10 protein-coding genes and 1 pseudogene are annotated in these 20,599 nt (G+C 70.3%); 1 reads left to right on the forward strand and 10 read right to left on the reverse strand.

Annotated elements, in window-relative coordinates; translation table 11 throughout:
• Positions 1 to 3 precede the first annotated feature (3 nt).
• The 10 genes and pseudogenes from ACZ56L_RS26560 to ACZ56L_RS26605 form a co-directional block, all read right to left on the reverse strand.
• Positions 4 to 1,329, reverse strand: coding sequence for an MFS transporter (locus tag ACZ56L_RS26560; protein WP_471066781.1), 1,326 nt, complete (start codon positions 1,327 to 1,329; stop codon positions 4 to 6).
• Positions 1,326 to 2,255: an ABC transporter substrate-binding protein gene (locus tag ACZ56L_RS26565; RefSeq protein ID WP_468692163.1), complete on the reverse strand. Its 930-nt coding sequence runs from the start codon at positions 2,253 to 2,255 to the stop codon at positions 1,326 to 1,328. The genes ACZ56L_RS26560 and ACZ56L_RS26565 overlap by 4 nt, the downstream gene beginning before the upstream one ends.
• 2 nt (positions 2,256 to 2,257) lie before the next feature.
• Entirely contained in the window at positions 2,258 to 3,079 is an 822-nt protein-coding gene (locus tag ACZ56L_RS26570; RefSeq protein ID WP_471066783.1) for an amino acid ABC transporter ATP-binding protein, read from the reverse strand.
• A complete protein-coding gene (locus ACZ56L_RS26575; protein WP_468692119.1) occupies positions 3,076 to 3,969 on the reverse strand; it encodes an amino acid ABC transporter permease in 894 nt (297 codons plus the stop codon). The genes ACZ56L_RS26570 and ACZ56L_RS26575 overlap by 4 nt, the downstream gene beginning before the upstream one ends.
• Positions 3,966 to 5,582 carry an MFS transporter gene (locus ACZ56L_RS26580; protein ID WP_471066786.1) on the reverse strand — a complete coding sequence of 539 codons (1,617 nt, stop codon included), beginning with the start codon at positions 5,580 to 5,582 and terminating at the stop codon, positions 3,966 to 3,968. Before ACZ56L_RS26580 ends, ACZ56L_RS26575 begins: the two co-directional genes overlap by 4 nt.
• A gap of 69 nt (positions 5,583 to 5,651) precedes the next feature.
• Positions 5,652 to 14,096 carry an amino acid adenylation domain-containing protein gene (locus ACZ56L_RS26585; protein ID WP_471066788.1) on the reverse strand — a complete coding sequence of 2,815 codons (8,445 nt, stop codon included), beginning with the start codon at positions 14,094 to 14,096 and terminating at the stop codon, positions 5,652 to 5,654.
• 84 nt (positions 14,097 to 14,180) lie between these two features.
• Positions 14,181 to 14,963 (reverse strand): 2OG-Fe(II)-dependent halogenase WelO5 family protein, encoded by a 783-nt coding sequence (locus ACZ56L_RS26590; RefSeq protein WP_401761662.1) that lies wholly within the window; start codon positions 14,961 to 14,963, stop codon positions 14,181 to 14,183.
• A gap of 263 nt (positions 14,964 to 15,226) precedes the next feature.
• Positions 15,227 to 16,243 (reverse strand): hypothetical protein, encoded by a 1,017-nt coding sequence (locus ACZ56L_RS26595; protein ID WP_345226185.1) that lies wholly within the window; start codon positions 16,241 to 16,243, stop codon positions 15,227 to 15,229.
• Positions 16,244 to 16,792: 549 nt separating this feature from the next.
• Positions 16,793 to 16,984 (reverse strand): MbtH family protein, encoded by a 192-nt coding sequence (locus ACZ56L_RS26600; RefSeq protein WP_471066790.1) that lies wholly within the window; start codon positions 16,982 to 16,984, stop codon positions 16,793 to 16,795.
• A 270-nt stretch (positions 16,985 to 17,254) separates the two neighbouring features.
• Positions 17,255 to 17,895 (reverse strand): annotated as a pseudogene (locus ACZ56L_RS26605) (IS5 family transposase); the annotation flags it as partial.
• 706 nt (positions 17,896 to 18,601) lie between these two features.
• On the opposite strand from ACZ56L_RS26605, the gene ACZ56L_RS26610 reads away from it, so the two are divergent.
• Positions 18,602 to 19,885 (forward strand): preATP grasp domain-containing protein, encoded by a 1,284-nt coding sequence (locus ACZ56L_RS26610; protein WP_471066792.1) that lies wholly within the window; start codon positions 18,602 to 18,604, stop codon positions 19,883 to 19,885.
• Positions 19,886 to 20,599 lie beyond the last annotated feature (714 nt).

The raw sequence follows: 20,599 nt of genomic DNA on the forward strand, positions 1-20,599 counted from the left end.
GGATCACTTCATGCCGGCCAGGTCGATTCCCCGTGTCTCGCGCATCGTCAGTGCAGCGACCGCGCTCAGCAGGCACAGCACGGTGGCGTACAGGGTGAAGATCCAGGACAGGCCGGCGTTCTCCAGCAGTTGGCCGAGATAGGGTGCGCTGCCGCCGAACACCGTGTTCGCCAGGGAGGTCGCGATGCCTATGCCCTTGCTGCGGAAACTCGTCGGCAGCATCTCCGAGACCAGGGCCGGGTAGATGGCGGCCATCATGGCCCACAGCAGTACGGCGGACAGTTCCGAGGCGAACAGTGTCTCCGGCTCGGCGCCGACCATCAGCGTGATCGGGAAGGCGAACACCGCACAGCCCAGCGCATAGCCGAGCGCCAGGGGTCTGCGCCCGTACCGGTCGGAGAGGCGGCCCCAGAGCGGCAGGCTCAGGAGCCCGATGAACTGGGCCGCGAATCCCGCCGTGAAGGCCTCGTTGGCGGGCATCCCGTGCCGGCTCACGGCGTTGCCGGCGCCGAAGACGATCCAGGAGTAGTACATGACCCCGATGCTGGCGGTGATGATCACTATGCGGAGTCCGGCGCCGATCAGTCTGCGCCGGGGCCAGGCCGCCCGCTCGGCCGCCGCCGTGCCGCCGCCGTCCGCGGACTGTTGTTCCTCGAACACGTCGCTCTCCACTGCGGTGCGCCGCAGGTGGAGGGCGAACACGCCGAGCAGCCCGCCGACCACGAAGGGGACCCGCCACCCCCACGAGGCGAGGGCTTCGGTGGGGAGCACGGCCGTCAGGACCGCGCCCAGGCCGGTGGCCAGCAGGGTGCCCGCGGAGACACCGGTGAAGACCGAGCTCGACCACAGGCCGCGCCGGGCGGGTGGGGCCAGTTCCGACACGTACGCGAAGGCGGCTGCGGACTCGCCGCCGTGCCCGAGCCCTTGGGCGAGCCGGGCGAGGAGCAGGAGCACCGAGGACCAGACGCCGATGCTGTCGTAACCCGGTGTCAGGCCGACGACCAGGCTGCTGGCCGCCGTCAGCAGCATCGTGGCGACGAGCACCGCCCGTCGCCCGATCCGGTCGGCCAGCGCGCCGAACAGCACGCCGCCGAGCGGGCGGGTCACGAAGCCGACCGCGAACACGGCGAACGTGCTCAGCAGCGCCGACAGCGGATCGGACTTGTCGAAGAGGGCCGACGCGAGGAACGTGGCGAAGACCGCGTAGACGTTCCAGTCGTACCACTCCAGGGCGTTGCCCACGACGCTGGCGACGAGCGACCTGCGCACCGCCCGGGGCGGGGAGTGCCGGTCGCGGACGCGGAGAGCCCCGGACTTCTTCGGGGTCACTTCAGCCCCGGGGGGTTCACGAGCGACCTGTCGATCATCGCCGATTCGAGCCCCCACTTCTTCATGATCTGCTGGTAGACGCCGCTTTCCATGAGTTCCTGGGTGGCGAGCTGCAGGGGCTTGGTGAGCGGGGATCCGGCCTTCAGCAGGAAGCCGATGTGCTCGTTGTAGATCTTGTTGACGTAGGTGAGCCGGTGCGGCTGGCGTTCGGCGGCGTACTGGAGGAACACGCTGGACAGGACCAGGACGTCCATCTTGTTCTGGGACAGCGCCAGCATGCTGTCGGCGGTGCCCCGGTACACGGAGACGCGGTAGCTGTCCTTGCCCTTCGCCGCGCACTTCGAGGCGTTGTTGTGCAGCAGCTCCTCGAAGCTGGTTCCCGCGTTGGTGCCGACCCGCAGCCCGCAGAGGTCCGACACCTCGCGGACGGGCGGCTGTTTGCGCTGGGCCCGTACCAGGAAACCGAATCCGTCGTCGTAGTACGTGACGAAGTCGGCCTGCTTCTTGCGTTCCTCGGTCACTCCGAAGTTGCCCTGCCCGATGTCGTAGCGCCCGGACCTGATCGCCGGGATGATCTGGTCGAAGGTGGCGTCCTCGCTCTCCATCCGGACGCCCAGCACCTTGCCCACGGCCTTCTGCAGGTCGATCTCGACGCCGACCAGTTCCTTGGTGTCCTCCGTGTAGTAGCGGACGGGTGCGCTGCCCTTGGCCGCGGTCGCGACCTTGATGCGGCCCGACGCGCGAACGGCCGCGGGGAGCTGCGCCGCGATGGCGTCGACGCGCGACACCTTGGACAGCACGTCCTGCGAGGGGTCGATCTCGCCGGGCAGCTGTGCCCCGGAGGTGCCGCACGCGGTCGCGGTCAGCAACGCGCACAGGCCCAGGGCCAGTCTCGTACGGGTGCGGGACCTCCAGGAGGGCGGCATGGTCACCTCGCCTCCCGGCCGGCGGGGGTGTGCTCAAGGACCCGGGCGAGGAACTCCCTCGTCCTGGCCTCGCGCGGATCGACGAGTACCTGTTCCGGCGGTCCGCTCTCGACGACCTCACCGGAGTCCAGGAGTACGACCGTGTCGGCGGCCTGCCGGGCGAACGCCATCTCGTGGGTGACGACGACCATGGTCATCCCGCTGGCGGCGAGGTCGCGCATCACGTCCAGGACCTCGCCGACGAGTTCGGGGTCGAGGGCGCTGGTGGGCTCGTCGAAGAGCATCAGTTTGGGCTCCATCGCCAGTGCGCGGGCTATCGCGATGCGCTGTTGCTGGCCGCCGGAGAGGTGGCGCGGGTACGCGTCCTGCCGTCCGGCGAGGCCGACCCGCTCCAGCAGGTCGCCCGCGGTGCGTTCGGCGTCCTGCTGGGACAGTTTCCGCACTGCCGTCGGGGCTTCGACGAGGTTCTCCAGCACCGTCAGGTGCGGGAACAGGTGGAAGCTCTGGAACACCATGCCGATGTCGGCCCTGCGGCGTGCGATGGCGGACTCCTTCAGCTCGTGGAGCTTGCCGTTGCGGCGGCGGTGGCCGATCAGCCGGCCGTCGATCTCCACGGTGCCCGCGTCGATCCGCTCCAGGTGGTTCAGGCAGCGCAGCAAGGTGCTCTTGCCGGAGCCCGAGGGGCCGATGACGCAGGTCACCTCGCCGCGCAGGACGTCCAGGTCGATTCCGTTCAGCACCGGGACGGTGCCGTACCGCTTGGTCAGGCCGCGGACCCGGACCATGGGGACCGCGGCGTCCGTGGGTGTGCCTGGCGCGTTCATCGGGCCGCCTTTCCGGCTGCCCGGCGGACGCTGCCCCGGGCGTAGTGGCGTTCCACGTAGTACTGGACGGCGGACAGCACGCTCGTCACGACGACGTACCAGACCGTGGCCACCATCAGCAGCGGAATGATCTGGTAGTTGCGGTTGTAGATGAGCTGCGTGGCGTAGAGGAGGTCCTCGACGGCGAGCACGCTCACCATGGAGGTTCCCTTGAGCGTGCCGATCAGCATGTTGCCCGCGGCGGGGATGATCGAGCGCATCGCCTGGGGCAGCACGATTTTCCGGAAGGTGCGGAACCTGCTCAGGCCGAGCGCCTGGGACGCCTCCGTCTGGCCGTGCTCCACGGAGAGCAGGCCGCCCCTGATGATCTCCGCGGCGTACGCGGCCTCGTGCAGCGTCAGCCCGATCACCGCGGCCGCCGTGGGCCCGATCAGATTGACCATGTCCAAGGTGTGGAAGGTGGGGCCGCCGAAGGGCAGCCCGAGTGTCAGCGTCGGATACAGCGCGCCGATGTTGAACCAGAACAGCAGCTGCACGAGGAGCGGCGTGGACCGGAACAGCCAGACGTATCCCCAGCTCAGCGATGCCAGCACCGGGTTGCGGGAGAGCCGCATGGTGGCGAGCACGGCGCCCAGCAGGAAGCCGACGACGACGGTCACCGCGGTCAGCCACAGCGTGAGGACGAGGCCGTCCAGCACGCTCTGGGCGGTGAAGTAGCGCCACACCACGGGCCAGTCGAAGTTGCGGTTGGTGACCACCGACCTGATCACCACGAGGAGGACCAGCAGCGCTGCCAGTATCGCGGCCCACCGCCCGTAGTGCCGCAGCGGAACGACCGGTTCCGGGGTCTCCTGGTGCTGTGGTGGGGTGAGTGTGCTCAGTCCGCTCATCGTGGTGTCCTTACGTCCGGCTCGGCCTCGGGCACCGCGGCGTGCCCGGCGCCTGCTGACTGCTGGGGTACGTCGGCGGCACCGGGCCCCTGCTCGGTGGAAGCGCCGCCACCACGGCCGCGGCCGAGCAGCAGGATGACCAGCAGCGCGGCCAGCGAGGTGCCGGCCAGCAGCCACATCGCGGCCTGATCGCCCGCGGAGAAGAGCGAGTCCAGGAGATCGTCGGCCTCCTTGCCGGTGATCGAGCCGTGCTCCTTGAGCAGGACGAGCGCCGCGTCGGGGTTGGTGACGGCCTCCTTGGTCCACGAGCCGGTCTCCACGCCCCGGGCGGTCAGGTTCTCGACCAGGGAGCCCTCGGCGGAGGAGCGGTAGACGGTCATGCCCACGGCGAGGCCGACGGCGCCGCCGAAGTTGTGGAAGGTCCAGGTGGAGCCGACCGCGAGCCCGGCCATCCGGTCGGGCACCGACGAGAGGGCTGCCACCGCGGCCGGGCCCAGGACGAATGCCCAGCCGATGCCCATCAGCGCGAACGAGAGGACGACGAACCCGAGGCTGCTGTCGGGCTTCAGCATCGACTGGCAGAGAGCCGACAGCGCGAAGGCGGCGAAACCGAAGGACAGCAGCGGCCTCGGCCCGACCCGCTCGACGAGCCGCCCCACGAACGGTGAGGCGATCGCCATCGTCGCCGTGGTCGGCAGCATCATCAGCCCGATGGTGAGCTCGCCGTAGTCCCGTACCCAGCTCAGGTACAGCGGCATCAGGAACAGCGCGAGGGTGTAGAAGAACGCCAGCGCGAAGTCCGCCGACAGGGCGCTGACGAACAGCCGGTTGCGGAACAGCTCGAAGCGGACGATCGGGAACTCGGCCTTCCGCTCCACCACGACGAACAGCACCAGGGCGACGACCCCGACGCCGAGCGGTCCGAGCACCTGCCAGGAACCCCATCCGAAGGTGTCGTTGAAGGTCAGCCCGAAGATCAGCCCGGACAGTGCGAGCCCGACGAGGACAAGACCCGGCCAGTCGATCCGTGCGCCGTCCTCGCCGCCGCGCGATTCACGGACGCTGAAGGCGCAGATCAGCAGTGCCACGGCGGTGAGCGGCACATTGATCCAGAACACCCAGTGCCAGTCCAGCCAGCCGACGATGAATCCGCCGAGCATCGGCCCGACCGCGAGGCCGACGCCGTTGACGCCGAACAGCGCGCCGATGGCCCGGCCCCGCTGCTCCTCGGGGAAGGCGTCCGAGACGATGGTGCTGGAGCTGGTGTACAGCACCGCGCAGGCCGCTCCCTGGAGGAAGCGGAAGGCGATCAGCCACTCGATCTCCGTGGCCAGTCCCGCGCCGAGCGAGGCGAGGCCGAACAGCCCGGCTCCGATGTAGAGCACCTTCCGCCTGCCGAACAGGTCGGAGAGCCGGCCGGCCGTCACCATGAACATGGACAGCGCGACGATGAAGATGTTGACGATCAGCTGGAGTTGGGCGACGTCCGCGTCCAGCTCCTGGCGGATGGCCGGTGCGGCCGTGTTCACGATCGTCAGGTCGATACAGCCCAAAAAGCTCAGCGTGCTGACGCCTACCAGCACCCACCACTTCCGGTTGGTCTCAGTGATCACGCCGCCCCATTCCCGCACACGGTTGCTCTCTCGTCTCTCGATGTCGTTGGTTTGCGTGCCGCAGCCCGGTCAGGCCGGCGGCCCGAGCCGGTCCAGCGCCTCGGCGAGGACCGGCCCGATCACCTTCAGCGCCTGCGGCCGCATCAGCTCGCTGTGCGGCCGGGCCACGTCGTGCTGCGCGATGTGTCCGGCGACGTAGGGCTCCCACTCCCGATCGAGCAGCCGGACCTCTGGCGCACCGGCCGTTCCCGGGGCGTCGGTCACCGACCGGAAGAGCAGCAGGTCTCCTGCGTACCTGCTCGGCTCGAACTCCTGCCGCAGCCGGAAGTGGTGCCTGATGACGTCCACGAGGGCGAGGAGTTCGCGCTGCGCGGGCAGGGCGTCGGCGAGTGAGCCGCCCGCCTTGATCGCCTCGGCGACGCCCTCGGGGCCCGTCACTCCTTCCGGCAGTTCCGCCGTGTCCACGCCGACCGCCTCGCACAGCAGGTGCAGCACGTCGCGGTCGATGGGCTCGTGGCCCCGCTCGCGCGGGTACGGTCCGATGTCGACGACGGCGAGGAGGTCCACGCGCTCCCCCGCGTCGTGCAGCTGGGCCGCCATGGTCTGCGCGACGATCCCGCCGAAGGACCAGCCGAGGAGGTGATAGGGCCCGGACGGCTGGAGCATGCGGATCTGCGCGACGTAGTCGGCCGCGATCTCGGCGATCGAGCCGGGACGGATGCCGGGTTCGGCGACACCGCGGGCCTGCAGCGCGTACACCGGTCGGCGCCGGTCGACGTACGGCAGCAGCCCTGCGTAGGACCAGCCGAGGCCGCCCAGTGGATGGACGCAGAAGAGCGGCGGCAGTTCGCCCTTGGCGCGCAGCGGGAACAGCACGTCGAGCCCGCCCCCGTCGTCCTCCGAGCCGACCCGGCGGGCGAGTCCGGCAGGGGTCGGCGCTTCGAACAGTGCGCGCACCCTCAGTTCGGCGCCGAAGGCCGAGCGCACCTTCTCCACCAGCCGGGTGGCCAGCAGGGAGTGCCCGCCGAGGTCGAAGAAGTTGTCCTCCACACCGACCGAGGGCAGGCCGAGCACCTCGGCGAACAGCCCGGTCAGCACCTCCTCCACCGGGGTGCGCGGCCGCCGGGACCCGCTGCCGGCGTGGAACACCGGGGCGGGCAGCGCCTTGCGGTCGACCTTCCCGTTGGCGGTCATCGGCATGGCGTCGAGCACCACCACCGAGGCGGGCACCATGTAGTCGGGCAGCCGCAGCCGGACGAACTCGCGCGCGACCGTGCCCAGTTGCCCGACGTCGCGGGAGGCGGCGGGGTTGTTGCTGAAGGAGGCCGGGTCGCCGACGGGGCGCGGTGCGGTCACGACAACGGGGGAGGACGCAGCGTCCGCCGCAAGGAAGACCGCGTCGAACAGGTCGGCGCCCTCCTGCGACCACAGGGTGGTCACCGGCCGTCCGAGCTGTTCACCCAGCCGGTGCAGGCTTTCCGGCACCACCGTGGCGGGAGCCGCGGAGGCGGACGGTTCCAGGACGTCGCCCCTCGTGTGCCCGGCTTCCAGCGCGCGTACGGTACGGACGTCCGCCGCCAGCCGCCGGTTGGGGACGCCGGTGACCCGTACGGCCGACGGCAGGGTGCGCAGCCGCTGCTCCAACTGCTCGGCGGAGCCCACGTCGTGGCCCCAGCGCAGTACGGGCAGGGACTCGGCGGGCACGGTCCGCGGGGGTGCGGTGTGCAGGACGACGTCGTAGCGGTAGCGGGACAGCTCGTTGTCGTACCAGCCCCGCTTGAGGGCGATGTCGGCGGCGGCGAACTCGGGTGCGTCGTGGCTGAGCGCGGCGAAGAACTCGGGGGCGACCAGCAGTTCGTTCTCCCGCAGGGCGCGCTGTTCGATCGCGTGCCGGGCTTCGGCCGGTGTCGTGGCGCCGCTGAGGCGGTGCAGTTGGGTCGCGCCGTGGAAGGTGCGGGCCAGGTGCAGGTTGCGGACGTCGCCGACGAAGACGGTGCCGCCCGGGGTGAGCAGGGCGGTCACGTTGCGCAGGACTTCGGCGAGGTAGGCGCCGCTGGGGAAGTACTGGACGACGGAGTTCAGCACGACGGTGTCGAAGTGGCCCTGCGGGAGGGCGGAGAGGTCGTCGGCGGGCGCGGTATGCAGCCGTACCCGGTCGCGGAGCGCCGGGTCGGCGGAGACCTTGGCGCCGAGCGCCGCGACGACCTCCTTGGAGAGGTCGGTGCCCCAGTACTCGTCGCACTCCCCCGCCAGGCGGGACAGCAGCAGTCCGCTGCCGACGCCGATCTCCAGGATCCGTCGGGGCCGCAGTTCGCCGATGGCGGTGACGGTGCGGTCGAGCCATTCGGCCATCTCGTCCAGCGGGATGGGCGCCTCGTCGTAGCTGGAGTTCCAGCCGGAGAAGTCCTCGCCGAGGGCTCCTGTGTCGGCCGCCCGGTAGACGTCGTTCCAGATCTGCTCCCAGTCGCCAAGCTGCTGGGCGCGCAGCTCGTCCTCCGCCTCAGTGTCCTTGGCGGGTACGACGTAGCCGATGAGCTGCTGGGCGCCGAGGGCATCGGCGCGCGGTGCGACGACGGCGCGGGCGACTCCGGGGGCGGCGGCGAGTACGGACTCGACCTCGCCGAGCTCGATGCGGAACCCACGGATCTTGACCTGGTCGTCGCCGCGTCCGAGGTACTCAAGCGTCCCCTCGGCGGTCCAGCGCACGAGATCACCGGTGCGGTACATGCGTTCCCCGACACCGAACGGATTCGGCAGGAAGCGTTCAGCGGTGAGCGCGGGACGCCCCAGATAACCGCGGGCCAGACCGGCCCCCGCCAGGAACAGCTCACCGGGAACACCCACCGGCACCGGTGACAGCTCCGCATCCAGCACGAACGCCCGGGTGTTGGGCAGCGGACGCCCGATGGTGACCGGGCTGTCGGGGCGGACCTCGCCGCCCGTGGAGTAGATGGTGGTCTCGGTGGGCCCGTAGAGGTTGCTCAGTCGTACGCCGAGCGCGCACAGGTCCTGGGCGAGCTCGGTGGGCAGCGCCTCGCCGCCGGTCAGCCCGGTCAGTCCGGTCAGGCTGGTGGGCGCCTCGTGCACCAGGGCCTTCCACAGGGACGGGGTGGCCTGCAGATGCGTCACGTCGTGCGAGGCGATCTCCTTCGCGAGCGCCTGCGGGTCCCGTACGGTGTCACGGTCGGCGAGTACGACCGCGGCGCCGCAGGTCAGCGGCAGCAGCAGTTCGACCGTCGCGATGTCGAAGGCGAAGGTGGTGATCGCCAGCCAGCGGTCGTCCGCGTCCAGGGCGAAGCGGTCCGACAGCGCGGCGAGGAGGTTGTCGAGGGCGCCGTGCGGCAGGACCACACCCTTGGGCCGGCCCGTGGAGCCCGAGGTGTAGATGACGTAGGCGGGCTGCTCCGGGTGTACGGCGGGCCGCTCGAAAGCGGTCGTACGGTCCCGGGGCTCCGAGTCCGGTGACGCCAAGGCCGTGGACTCCAGCTCGGTCACGGTGCCCGGCGCGTCCAGCAGGGTCCAGGACGCGCTCAGTTCCTCGAACCGCGCGGCCTGCCCGGTGCTGGAGAGTACGAGTGCGGGCGCCGCGTCGCCCAGCACGTACGCGACGCGCTCGGCCGGGTACTCCGGGTCCACCGGCAGATACGCCCCGCCCGCCTTCAGTACGGCCAGTACCGCGACGAACATGTCGACGGAGCGCGGCAGCACCAGACCGACCACGGACTCCGGGCCCACACCCCGCGAAGCGAGCAGTCGCGCGAGCCGGTCCGATGCGGCGTCCAGCTCCCCGTACGAGACGCACAGGTCGCCGAACACCACCGCGTCCGCGCCGGGGTCGTCGGCCGCGCGGGCGGCGAACCGGTCGGCGATCGTGTCGGGCGGCGGCGCGACCGCCGGCCCGTTCCAGTCGGTCAGCAGCTGCTGCCGTTCCCCGTCGGCGAGCAGGTCGATCCGGTCGAGGGCGAGGTCGGGGGCCTCGACTGCGGCGCGCAGCAGTCGCTCCAGCCGGTCGGCGATCCCCTCGGCGGTCGCCCGGTCGAAGACGTCCAGGTTGAACTCGACGTGTCCTTCGAGGCCCTGGGGGTCGCCGTCCTCGGTGCGGTGCTCGAAGAAGTGCATCACCAGGTCGAACTTGGAGGTGCCGTTGTCGACCAGGAGCGGCGTCACGTCGAGGCCGGGCATGGTCAGCTCGCCGCGGGTGATCTGCCAGGCCAGGCTGACCTGGAAGAGCGGGTGGTGGGCCAGCGAGCGGGTGGGGTTGACGGCCTCCACGACGCGCTCGAAGGGGAGGTCCTGGTGGGCGAAGGCGTCCAGGTCCGTTTCGCGGACCCGTGCCACCAGTTCGCGGAACGAGGGCCGGCCGGAGGTGTCGGCGCGCAGCACCATGGTGTTGACGAAGAAGCCCACGAGGTCGTCCAGGCTCTCGTCCAGCCGGCCGGCGGTGGGCCCGCCGACGGGAATGTCGTCCCCCGCGCCGAGCCGGGAGAGCAGGGCGGCGAGGCCCGCATGTACCACCATGAACAGGCTCGCGTCCGACGCACGGGCCAACTGGGCCAGCTTGTCGTGCAGTTCGGAGTCGAACCGGACGGTGAAGGTCTCGCCCCGGTGGGACATGACGGCGGGGTGCGGCCGGTCGGTGGGCAGGTCGATGCGGTCCGGGAGCCCTGCCAAATGCTTTTGCCAGTAGCCGAGTTGTTGCGAGATCAGGCTGGAGCGGTCCTGGGGGTCGCCGAGCAGTTCGCGCTGCCAGAGCGCGTAGTCGGCGTACTGCACGGGCAGCGGTGGCCAGCCCGGTGCGGCGCCGGCCCGCCTGGCGGTGTAGGCCTCCGCGAGATCGCGCCACAGTTTGCCCATCGACCAGCCGTCGCCGGTGATGTGATGCAGCATCAGCAGAAGCACGTGATGCGGCTCGGGGCCTTCGACCTCGTACAGCCAGCCCCGGACGGGGAGTTCCTCGTCGAGCCGGAAGGCATGCCGGGCGGCCTCGCGCATCCGCGCGTCGAGATCCTCCTCGCGCACCGTCCGGAAGGTCACGTCGGGTCGGGCGTCCTCGCCGGTGCGGATCTCCTGGCGCGGAACGCCGTCCACGTCGGGGAAGACGGTGCGCAGGCTCTCGTGCCGCTCGACGACGTCACCCAGCGCCGCGGTGAGTGCCTGCACATCCAGCGCGCCGGAGAGCCGGATCGCCGAGGAGATGTTGTACGTCGGGGAGGGGCCCTCCACGCGGTACAGGAACCAGAGCCTGGCCTGCGCGAAGGACAGCGGCAGTACGTCGGGGCGGGCTCCGCCGCGCAGCGCGGGCCTCGCGGTCCGTGCCCCGGACAGCCGCCGGGCGAGCGCGGCCACCGTGGGTGCCTCGAAGAGCTCCCTGAGGCCCAGTTCGAGCCCGAAGACGGAGCGGATCCGCGCGGCCAACCGGGTCGCGGACAGTGAGTGGCCGCCCAGGTCGAAGAAGCTCTCCTCGATGCTCACGTCGTCCAGTCCGAGCACCTGTCCGAACAGCCCGGCGACGACTTCTTCCACGGGAGTCCTGGGGCCGCCCGACGGGCCGCCGAACGCCGGGGCGGGCAGGGCACGCCGGTCCAGTTTGCCGTTGGGTGTGAGCGGCAGCCCGTCCAGGACGAGCACCGCGGCGGGCACCATGAATGCGGGCAGTTCGCCGCGCAGCCGGTCGCGCACCGCGGTCGGGTCCACAGTGGTGTTCCCGTCCGGTACGACGTAGCCGGTGAGCTGCTGGGCCCCGAACGCGTCGGCATGGGTCGCGACCGCGGCGCGGGCGACTCCGGGGGCGGCGGCGAGTGCGGTCTCGACCTCGCCGAGCTCGATGCGGAACCCACGGATCTTGACCTGGTCGTCGCCGCGTCCGAGGTACTCAAGCGTCCCCTCGCTGGTCCAGCGCACGAGGTCGCCGGTGCGGTACATGCGTTCCCCGACACCGAACGGATTCGGCAGAAAGCGTTCAGCAGTGAGCGCGGGACGCCCCAGGTAGCCGCGGGCCAGACCCGGCCCCGCCAGGAACAGCTCACCGGGAACACCCACCGGCAGCGGCGACAGCTCCGCATCCAGCACGAACGCCGAGGTGTTGGGCAGCGGACGCCCGATCGGCGGCACCTCCCACGGGTCGTCGCCGCTGAGGGGCTCGCTCATCGTGGCGCACACGGTCGCCTCGGTGGGGCCGTAGATGTTGACGAGCCTGCGGCCCGGAGCCCACTGGGCCACCAGGCTTCTGGTGCTCGGCTCTCCGGCGACGGACAGGGTGAGTCCGGCCGGGAGGCCGTCCTGCGGCATGGCGGCGAGCGCGGTCGGCGGCAGTTTCAGATGCGTCACCCCGTACCGTCGAACCGTCTCGGTCAGGGCCGGCCCTGGCAGCAGCCGCTCCACCGGGGCCACGACCAGCGTCGCCCCCGAGCAGAGGGCCACGAACATGTCGGACACGGACGCGTCGAAGCTCGGCGACGCGAACTGCAGGACCCGGCTCTCCGGGCGGACGCCGAGCCGGTCCGCCTGAGCGCTGATCAGGTTGGGCAGCCCGGCGTGCGGGACGACAACTCCCTTGGGTCGGCCGGACGAGCCCGAGGTGTAGATGACGTACGCGGGATGCTGAGGCTGTATCGCGGGACGTATCGCGGGCCGCGCGGCTGACGCGTCTGCGGGTGCGGAGGCCGGTTCGGGCATCGTCGAGGGGTCGTCCAGCAACAGCCAGCCGCGGGAGCGCGCACCGAACGGCGCGGCCGAACCGGTGGTGGAGAGTACGAGTGCGGGGGCCGCGTCGCCCAGCACGTACGCGACGCGCTCGGCCGGGTACTCCGGGTCCACCGGCAGGTACGCCCCGCCCGCCTTCAGTACGGCGAGCAGCGCGACCACCATGTCGACGGAGCGCGGCAGCACCAGGCCCACAACGGACTCCGGGCCCACCCCACGCGCCGCGAGCAGCTGCGCGAGCCGGTCCGATGCCACGTCCAGCTCCCCGTACGAAACCCGCAGTTCGCCGAAGACCACCGCGTCCGCGTCCGGCGTCCGCAGGGCCTGCGCCGCGAACCGGTCCACCACAGAGGTCTCCGGCACGTGTGCCGTCGGCCCGTTCCATTCGACCAGCAGCCGCTCCCGCTCACCCTCGGCCAGCAGGTCGAGGTCTGCCAGCGTCAGCGACGGCGCGTGCGGAGCGGCGAAGGCGCGGACGACGCGGCGGAGCCGGTCCAGGTGCGCGTCGAGTACGGCGCGTCCCCCTGAGGAGGTCAGCTCGACCACGGTCGGCGCCCCCGCTGCGGGGGACGGCCGGACGACGACGGCCAGATCGGCGCGGTCGCGTCCTGGCACCTGGTGCGCCGTGGCCTCGACCTGCCCGAACCGCAGAGGGGATGCCTCCGGTGCGCTCCGCACGGTGATCCCTGTGAAGTCCCTGGTGCCGCCGCGCAGCGAGAGGTCGCGGGCGATGTCCTCACCGCGGCGACGCTGATGCGCACGGGCCTCGCGGGCCCGCTCGGACACCTGCTGCACGAGGTCGGCGAGGGCGGTGTCGGACCGTACGGACAGCCGGAGCGGCAGCACGTTGGCGACGGGGCCCGGCACGCGGTCGAGAGTGTCGTCGGGGCGGGCGGGCAGCGACAGGCCGACCACGAGGTCGCCGCGACCGGTGAGCCGGTGCAGATAGCCGGCCAGGGCCGCGGTCACCAGGTCGGTGGGGTCCGTGTGCTGAGCGCCGGGTGCCGGGTCGGAGGGATCGGCCTGCCGAGTACCGGAGGTGTCGCCGGGCACTTCGAACGTGCCGGTGTGCCAGAGGTCTTCGGGGTCCGCGTGCTCCTCCGGCAGCCGCACGGGCTCCGGCAGGCCCGCCAGCCGGCTCTGCCAGTAGCGCCGGTCGGCCTCTGCGGCCGGGGAGTTCTGGTACGCGTGGTCGCTGTCGACGAGCGTGCGCAGCGGACCGAACGGCGTGGGCCGCGCGTCGAGACCCGTGAGCCGCGCCGTGTACAGCGCGGCCACCCGGGCGGCGAGGAGCGACATCGCCCGCTCGTCCATGACGAGGCGGTGCGGCCCCTGGTACCAGAGGGTCCTGCCCGTTTCCAGCAGGAGCAACGCGTAGGAGAACAAGGGCTGTTGGGCCGGGTCCAGCGGCCTGTCCAGGTCGGCGCGCATCCAGGCACGGGCCGCGCGGAGCGGATCGGGCTCCGCGCGGAGATCGACGACCGGGAGGGCCCAGTCGCTCTGCTGAGTGATCCACTGCCGGAGCCCGCCGCCGTGGCCGTACTCGCCGGCCTCTCCCGGCCTGTCGCCTCCGGGCTCCCCCTCGCCCGATGCCTCGTCGCCGAACCTCACGTGGAGCGGCTCCGCCTCGGCGACCGCCTCGCGGAGCGCCGACTCGAAGATCCCGATGTCGAGGGAGCCGTGGAGCTCCAGGTACTCGCCGATGCGCAGGCCCTGGCCACCGGGGTTCAGTTGGTGTGCCAGCCACGTCTCGTGCTGGGCGCGCGAAAGCGAGAAACGTGCTTCCTGCGCGTCTTGAGCTGGAATTCGCATTTCCCATCCCTGAAATCACGTGGCGAGGCCGCGCACCGCCGGACCGGCGGCACGAGGGGGTGTGGCGGGGATCCGTGGCTCCGGTCAGCTCCAGTAGACGAGCGGCCGGTCCTCACCGAGGTAGCCGATGAAGCTGCCTATCGTGATGCGGGTGGCGTCGCTCGACGGCCGTACGGCGTGGATCAGCCGCGGGTTCAGGAGCGCCAGGTCTCCCGGTTCGGGCTTCACCACCACGGTGGGCTCGGGGAGTTCGGCGCGGTCGATTCCGTAGGCGCGGTCGCCGACCCGGCGCTGGTACTCCTCCTCGTCGAGCTCGATGTCCCACATTTCGAGCTCGCCGCCCACGTCCGGAATGTCCACATAGATGTTGGTGGACAGCTGTGCCTGCAGACGGGCCTGATAGCCCTCGGGCAGGAACCGCTCCACCCGGTCGCTGTGCGGTACGAGATCCACGTTGTTCCCCTGGAACCGGGCCACGCCGACGAAGCACTTCTCACCGTTCACGCGCATGAGTTCGGCACCGGACGGCCAGCGCTCGTCGAGGGTCAGCCGCAATTCGTCTTCCGGGGAGGCGTAAGGAGCGAAAATTTTCCGCAGCCTGGCCATCGAAGGCTGAGCTTCGTCGTGGTACTTGCGCCGTGTCGCCTCGTCGGTGATCTCGGAATAGGGGAACCCCAGGCGCCAGAAGTCGCTGTCCACAGTGGACTGTTCGCGGGCACGGTAGGAGGAAAGTTCCTCCTGTGCCCGCTTGAGGCTCTCCGGGCTGCAGAAGTCCTTCACCAGGACGGCAAAGTATTCCTTCTTGACCACCGCGAGAATGTGCTCGTGCGAGAAGTCGTCCTTTGTCGTCAGCAGAACCCGATCCATGATTCTCCGCTCCCCTCCGGGACCACCGGTTGAAGTTCCTCCCTCAGTCAATAGGGCGGCACCGTGGCCGGAAAGCGGATCCGGGGTCAACTTCGTGAGAACGCAGTCAGATTGGTCAACTTGACCGGTAGAGCCGCTGGTGAACACCGCTTCCCCGGACACGCATACGAAAATCGGGCACCCGCTCCTTGGGAGCGGGTGCCCGTATCGCTGCTCTTTGTTCGAGACACTTTGTCCGAGGCCGTCTGAACAGGCCGGTTCGCTCAGCCCTCCAGCTGTGCCAGACGAGACACTTCGAGAACCGATCCGAGGAAATCGTCGATCCTGTCCGCGATTTCATGAACGGCCGCAGTGCGGTTCCGGCGGGCCGATTCGTCGCCCTTCTCCCGTGTGCTCCCGCCGTTGCCGCCGGCCGCGTCGCGGCGCAGTTCGGCCGCCGCGTTGCGCAACGTGAGCATGACCATGTTGATCAGCTTGTCCGGCTCCAGGGCGAAGACGGGCTCCAGGATTTCGCGCGCCTCTCCCAGGTCGTCGAGCCGTAACCGGGCCCGCATCAGGTCGACCCTGGCCAGCACGTCCACGGCGTAGAAGCTCTGGCCCGCGGGGAGCCGCCCGGCCCAGTCCAGCGAGGCGGTCAACTCCCGCAGGGCCCACTCGGGTTCGCCCAGCGTCAGCAGGGTGGACCCGGCGAGGTAGCGCTGCCGGTCGTGCTGGAGGGAGAAGAGGCCGATGCAACTGCCGACGGCGTCGCCCTCCCCTGCCTGCTCCCACTCGCGCAGCGCTTCCAGGGCCCGGTCGGTAAAGCCTGCCGCCGCCCACGACCGGGCGGCCATCAGCTTGAGGAAGACATCGAGCCCGTCACTGGAGGGCCAGGTCGTGCCGTCGACGGCACGCTCGGCCGACTCCACGAAGTTCCGTGACCAGTAGGACTGCCTGGACTGCACCACGCGCACCCAGCGCCGGGCCTCGTTGTCGTCCGCGAGATCCGCCAGGTCCCAGGCGGCCAGCGCCTGGTTGTACGCGGCGTTGCCGTCGCCCAGATCGTCCGACATCCAGGCCAGCAGTGCACAGGACTTGGCGCCCAGCGACAGGAGCACGCGCCGCTGTGCCGGCTTCTGCCGTCCCTGGAGCAGCCGTGCCAGCCGGTCGCGCAGCATCACGGCGCGATAGACCAGCGAGCTGGGCGGCACGTGCAGATAGGAACTGGAGATGCTGCTCAGTTCGCGCCTCAGCTGCTCCAGGGTCGAGTCGTCGGCGTTGGTCTCGGAGGCGTCCTGCACCAGCCGGGCCGAGCTGCACGAGTCCTTGAGGAGTGGCGTCAGACCCGGCTCCCGGGGCTCGCGCGACGCGGTGACGACCGGCGCGGCTCCGTTCGGGCGTGACTGTGGCCATACGGAAGCGATGTCGACCGTCTCCTTCAGGTGCTGCGACAGGACCTGGGCAACGGCTTCAGGAATTTCTCGGCGCGGATACGTACCGCGCAGCCAATGATATGGGGCTTTGGCACTGACTGTGCCGTCGCCACAGAGCCGATTGATTTCACGCGCAAGTCGCTCCGGCGACCAATTCAATCGTTCCAGGAAGCCTGCTAATCCTACAGCGCCAGCCATGGGAGAGAACGTCACCCCCGTACATATCCCGATCCGAAATTTCACCGATGACCGTAACACGGCGGGCTGGAATCGTGCCACGAATGTGACGGCAGTGTTTCTTGATGAAACCACCGCAGGTGACGGCCGTGCCAACCGCCCGCCCATGGGCTGCAGCGAACACCCCCGGCGGGGCGGTCGGCTCCGACCACGACTGCGCCACTCCCGTCCCTCAGGCCCTCACTGCCCCCGCAGGCTCAGGGGGCGCATGTCATTCCAGTGCTCTTCTATGTACGTCAGGCATTCCGCTTTCGAACCGGACAATCCTGCCACCTGCCAGCCCTGGGGGACCTCTCGGTCCGCAGGCCAGACCGAATACTGCTCCTCTCCGTTCCGGACGACGGAGTAGGCGCGCTGCTCATCTTCGGACATTCGATGCCTCCGTGACGAATAAGCGGATTCCGGTAGCGCTTCGGCCGCCGGGCGGCCGACATCCTGACAGTGACAGAATGAAGCGGCCGGGGCCACCGGAATTCAGTACCGGACCCTTTTATTCACAGTGCGAAATGAACTGTTGTCGACATCGCAGTAGATCCGGAGTTCGTCGCGCGACAGGGCGCGACAGGGAGCCGGTCCAGGTGCGGCTTCGGGTACGGGTGTCAATCCCCTCGAACTGTGGAGATCTTCTAGGACGGCGTCCTGTGTGGTGAGTCGGACGGGGCGTTTGTAGCAGCAGAGGACTGCGGCGGGACCGAGGAAGGCCAGGTGGCTGGAGGGTTTGCGTTCGTAGCGTGGGCTGAGCCTGCGGTGTCCGGTCAGCCACGACATCGTGCGCTCGATCACCCACCTCCGGCGTCCTCACCGTTCGCTGGAGTCGATGCCCTTGCGGGCGATGCGGACGCCAATGTGCTTGCCCATAACTATTTCCGCAGGTAGGGTATGTCATAGGCTTTGTCCGCATGCAGTCGCCGGGGCTTGAAGTAGCGGCCCCGGTGGGGATCGTGTCGCGTTTGGTGACCGGCGACCATGGGCTTCAGTGCGAGGCTGTCGTGGACGTTCGCGGCGGAGCGGCCGACGACCAGGGGCAGTCCGTTCGCGTCCGACAGGACGTGCATCTTGGAACCCGGCCTGCCCCGGTCCACGGGGCTCGGACCTGTGTGTTCGCCCCCCCCTTTTTTTGCCCGCGCGTGCGCCGAGTCCAGCACCATACGGGAGACATCGATGAGGCCGGCGTCATCGAGGCGGTGCACCACCGCTTCGTGGAGCCGGCCCCAGACACCGGCTCTCGACCAGATCGTGAAGCGGCGGTGCACCGTCGACTTCGCCACCCCGAAACACGGCGGCTCCGTCCAGCTCTGCGGTATCCCGTCCGGCGGAGCGCCTCCGCAGCGAACGGCGCGGCTTTCTGGTGTCCCAGGACGGCAGGCCGGTGACGCTCGTCGCCGCCGTGAAGGTCCTCGGTCCGTACGCCGGTCCCGAGGAACCACGCCTGGCCCCCGCGCGTAAGGCGGCCGAGCAACTGCTGGAGGAGCTGGCGGTACTCCCGGACCGACGACTGGTCGTCGGTCTCGTGACCCCGCGCTTCGGTCAGCTCTCGCAGGTGGACGACGTCGTCCCAGCCGACGATGCCCCTTCCCCGGCGTGGTGGCGTCGTCCCCGAGGTGTGCGCGGAGCTTCGCGAGCGCCATCGGCCGGCCCCGTCCCGTCCGCAGGGCGGGAGGGCGCGCGGGACCGACTGACAGAGCTCACACCCCCTAGCGCAGAGCATCGTCCACCCACGTGCTTTGCCGACCGGTGGCCCCGCGCCCGCGACCGATCCGGCCCTCTTGCGTGCGTCGGCAGTGCCCTTTCGGGCCGCCGGACATGATGATGAGCGGAAGTACGGGGCGAGGTGGCGCGGTGTCGCGGGGAGCGGCCGCCTGAGCACGCGGGAACAATAGGACCGCACACTCCGTCCCTGACTTCCGGCGTGCGTCAACCGTGGAGCCGATGGAACCGGAGCGAAGCGGCACGTCTTCCCCCCCCCCACGAATTGGAAGAGGCACTGCGGTGAACGATGTCCATGCGACACCCCGAGTGGTCTTCGCGAACTTCCTGTCCGATCTCGCGGTGGACCTCGGTGAGAGCGAGGCACTGGCCCACTGGGCCCAGCAGGCACCCCGGAAGATCTGGACCCTGCGGCCGGGAGACGTACTGGTGACGCCCCTGCCGCTCAGCGAGGCGTTCATGACCTACGCCTGTGCGCTTCTGCGCATGCCGCCCGCGTCAGTGACGGTGCTGGACGTACCCCCGGCCGGGGCCGTGCCGCTGGCCCAGGCGGTGCGCGAGGCCGAACTGACCGAGCGCGTGCGGGCGCTCGCCGACGCGCCCGGTACGGTTCTGCTGCCCACCGCCCTGGACGCCTCCGCCATCGGGTTCGCACGAGAGATCGGGGTCACGGTGCACCCGTTCCCGACGGTGGACGCCGCCGGGGCCGCCCTGGAGGTCACCATGCTGCTGAACACCAAAGCGGGATTCCGCGACGTGGCAGGGCAGTTGGGCATGCGGCTGCCCGCCGGGGACGTCTGCCGGCGGGCGGAGACCCCCGCCACCGTGTCCGGCCTCCTGGAGAAGTACCCACGGGTGGTGGTCAAACCCGACCGTTCCGCCGGGGGACACGGACTGCGCTTCGTCGGACGGGAGGACCGGCGGTGGGCCGACGAGCCCCTGGCGGCCGTGGGCGGCGCCGAGGGCCTGTGGGTGGTGGAGGAGTGCCTCGACGTGGCGGCATCGGTCAGCATCCAACTGGAGAACACGGCCGAGGGCACCCGTGCCGTGTTCCACGGGGCGATGCGCACGGTGCAGGGGTCCTTCACGGGCTACCTCTCCCCGCTCCCGCCGCAGTGGGCGCACCTGGCCGACGAGCTGGAGGAGTGGGGGACGAAACTGGGCGGGCACCTGGCACAGTACGGCTACGCCGGGCCCTTCAGCCTGGACGCCCTGGTGACGGAGGACGGACGGCTGTACGCGAGTGAGAGCAACATCCGCCGTACCGCCACCACCACGCCCTACGCCATGGTCACCCGCCTGACGGCGGCGTCGGGCCCCGCGCACCCGACGTGGGCGCTCGGCAAGGGCAGGGCGCGGCACCGCTTCGGACTCCCGGAGGCTCTCGAACGGCTGGCGGCACACCGCCTCGCCTTCGACCCCGCACACGGCGCGGGTGTCGTCCTCTACGCGGACGAGCCCGCGGACGGCCATTCCTGGCGGTACGCGGTGATCGCCCCGCATGCCGCACGCCTCACGGAGCTGGAGGACCGCCTGCCGGGAGCCCTCGGGTTCGTGTCCGTCTGATGGCAGTGGCAGCCCGCACGGACAGGGTGCTCACTCGCACCGCCGGCAACGCGCCAGGGCCGTGCCCCGGAAAGCTGACGGGTCTGAGCGGACGGAGCGGCCTCAGTGGGGCTCCCAGTTGCCCTCGGTGCCCGCGGCAGGTGTGACAGGTGCCCACTGGATGCAGCCGCCGGAGCGCCGCGGGGCGAACTCGCTGTTGCGGGGCGGCGGAAACCTGGAAGCCGTCCGGCACCGTCTGAGCACAGCCGCCGGGGCACGGCGGGCAGAGTGCGCCGGCCTGGGCGGTGGCGGCAGAGCCCAAGAGGAGGACCGCGGTGGCGCTGCTCCCGGCCAGCGGACAAGCGGCCGGTCGAAGAAGTGACCTCATTGTTCGCTCCTCCAGGTTCTTCCGGTTCCCTGACCTTGTGCGGTCAGGAAGCGTGGCAAAGTTTCCAGGCGGCCCCTCAGCGCCTCTGGCGTGGGGGGGGGCGGGGTGCCGGTTGTCGGAATCCGTGTCTCCGTACAAAGGGGAGTCACCGTTGCGATGTCGTATGCGTTTTCCGATACGCCAGCGATACGGCCCCGCTTCTCCCAAAATCCCCCGCTCATACGCCGGCCTTGCGTCTTCCGCGCACGCGGGCCGGATCGCCCCGCCATTGCGTAACGGAAAACCACTGGAGTTGCAGGACGCCGCCCTCGACGGGGCCATCGGTCAGAGATCAGAGAGTGGACATG

Source organism: Streptomyces sp. NPDC039736, assembly GCF_055596485.1.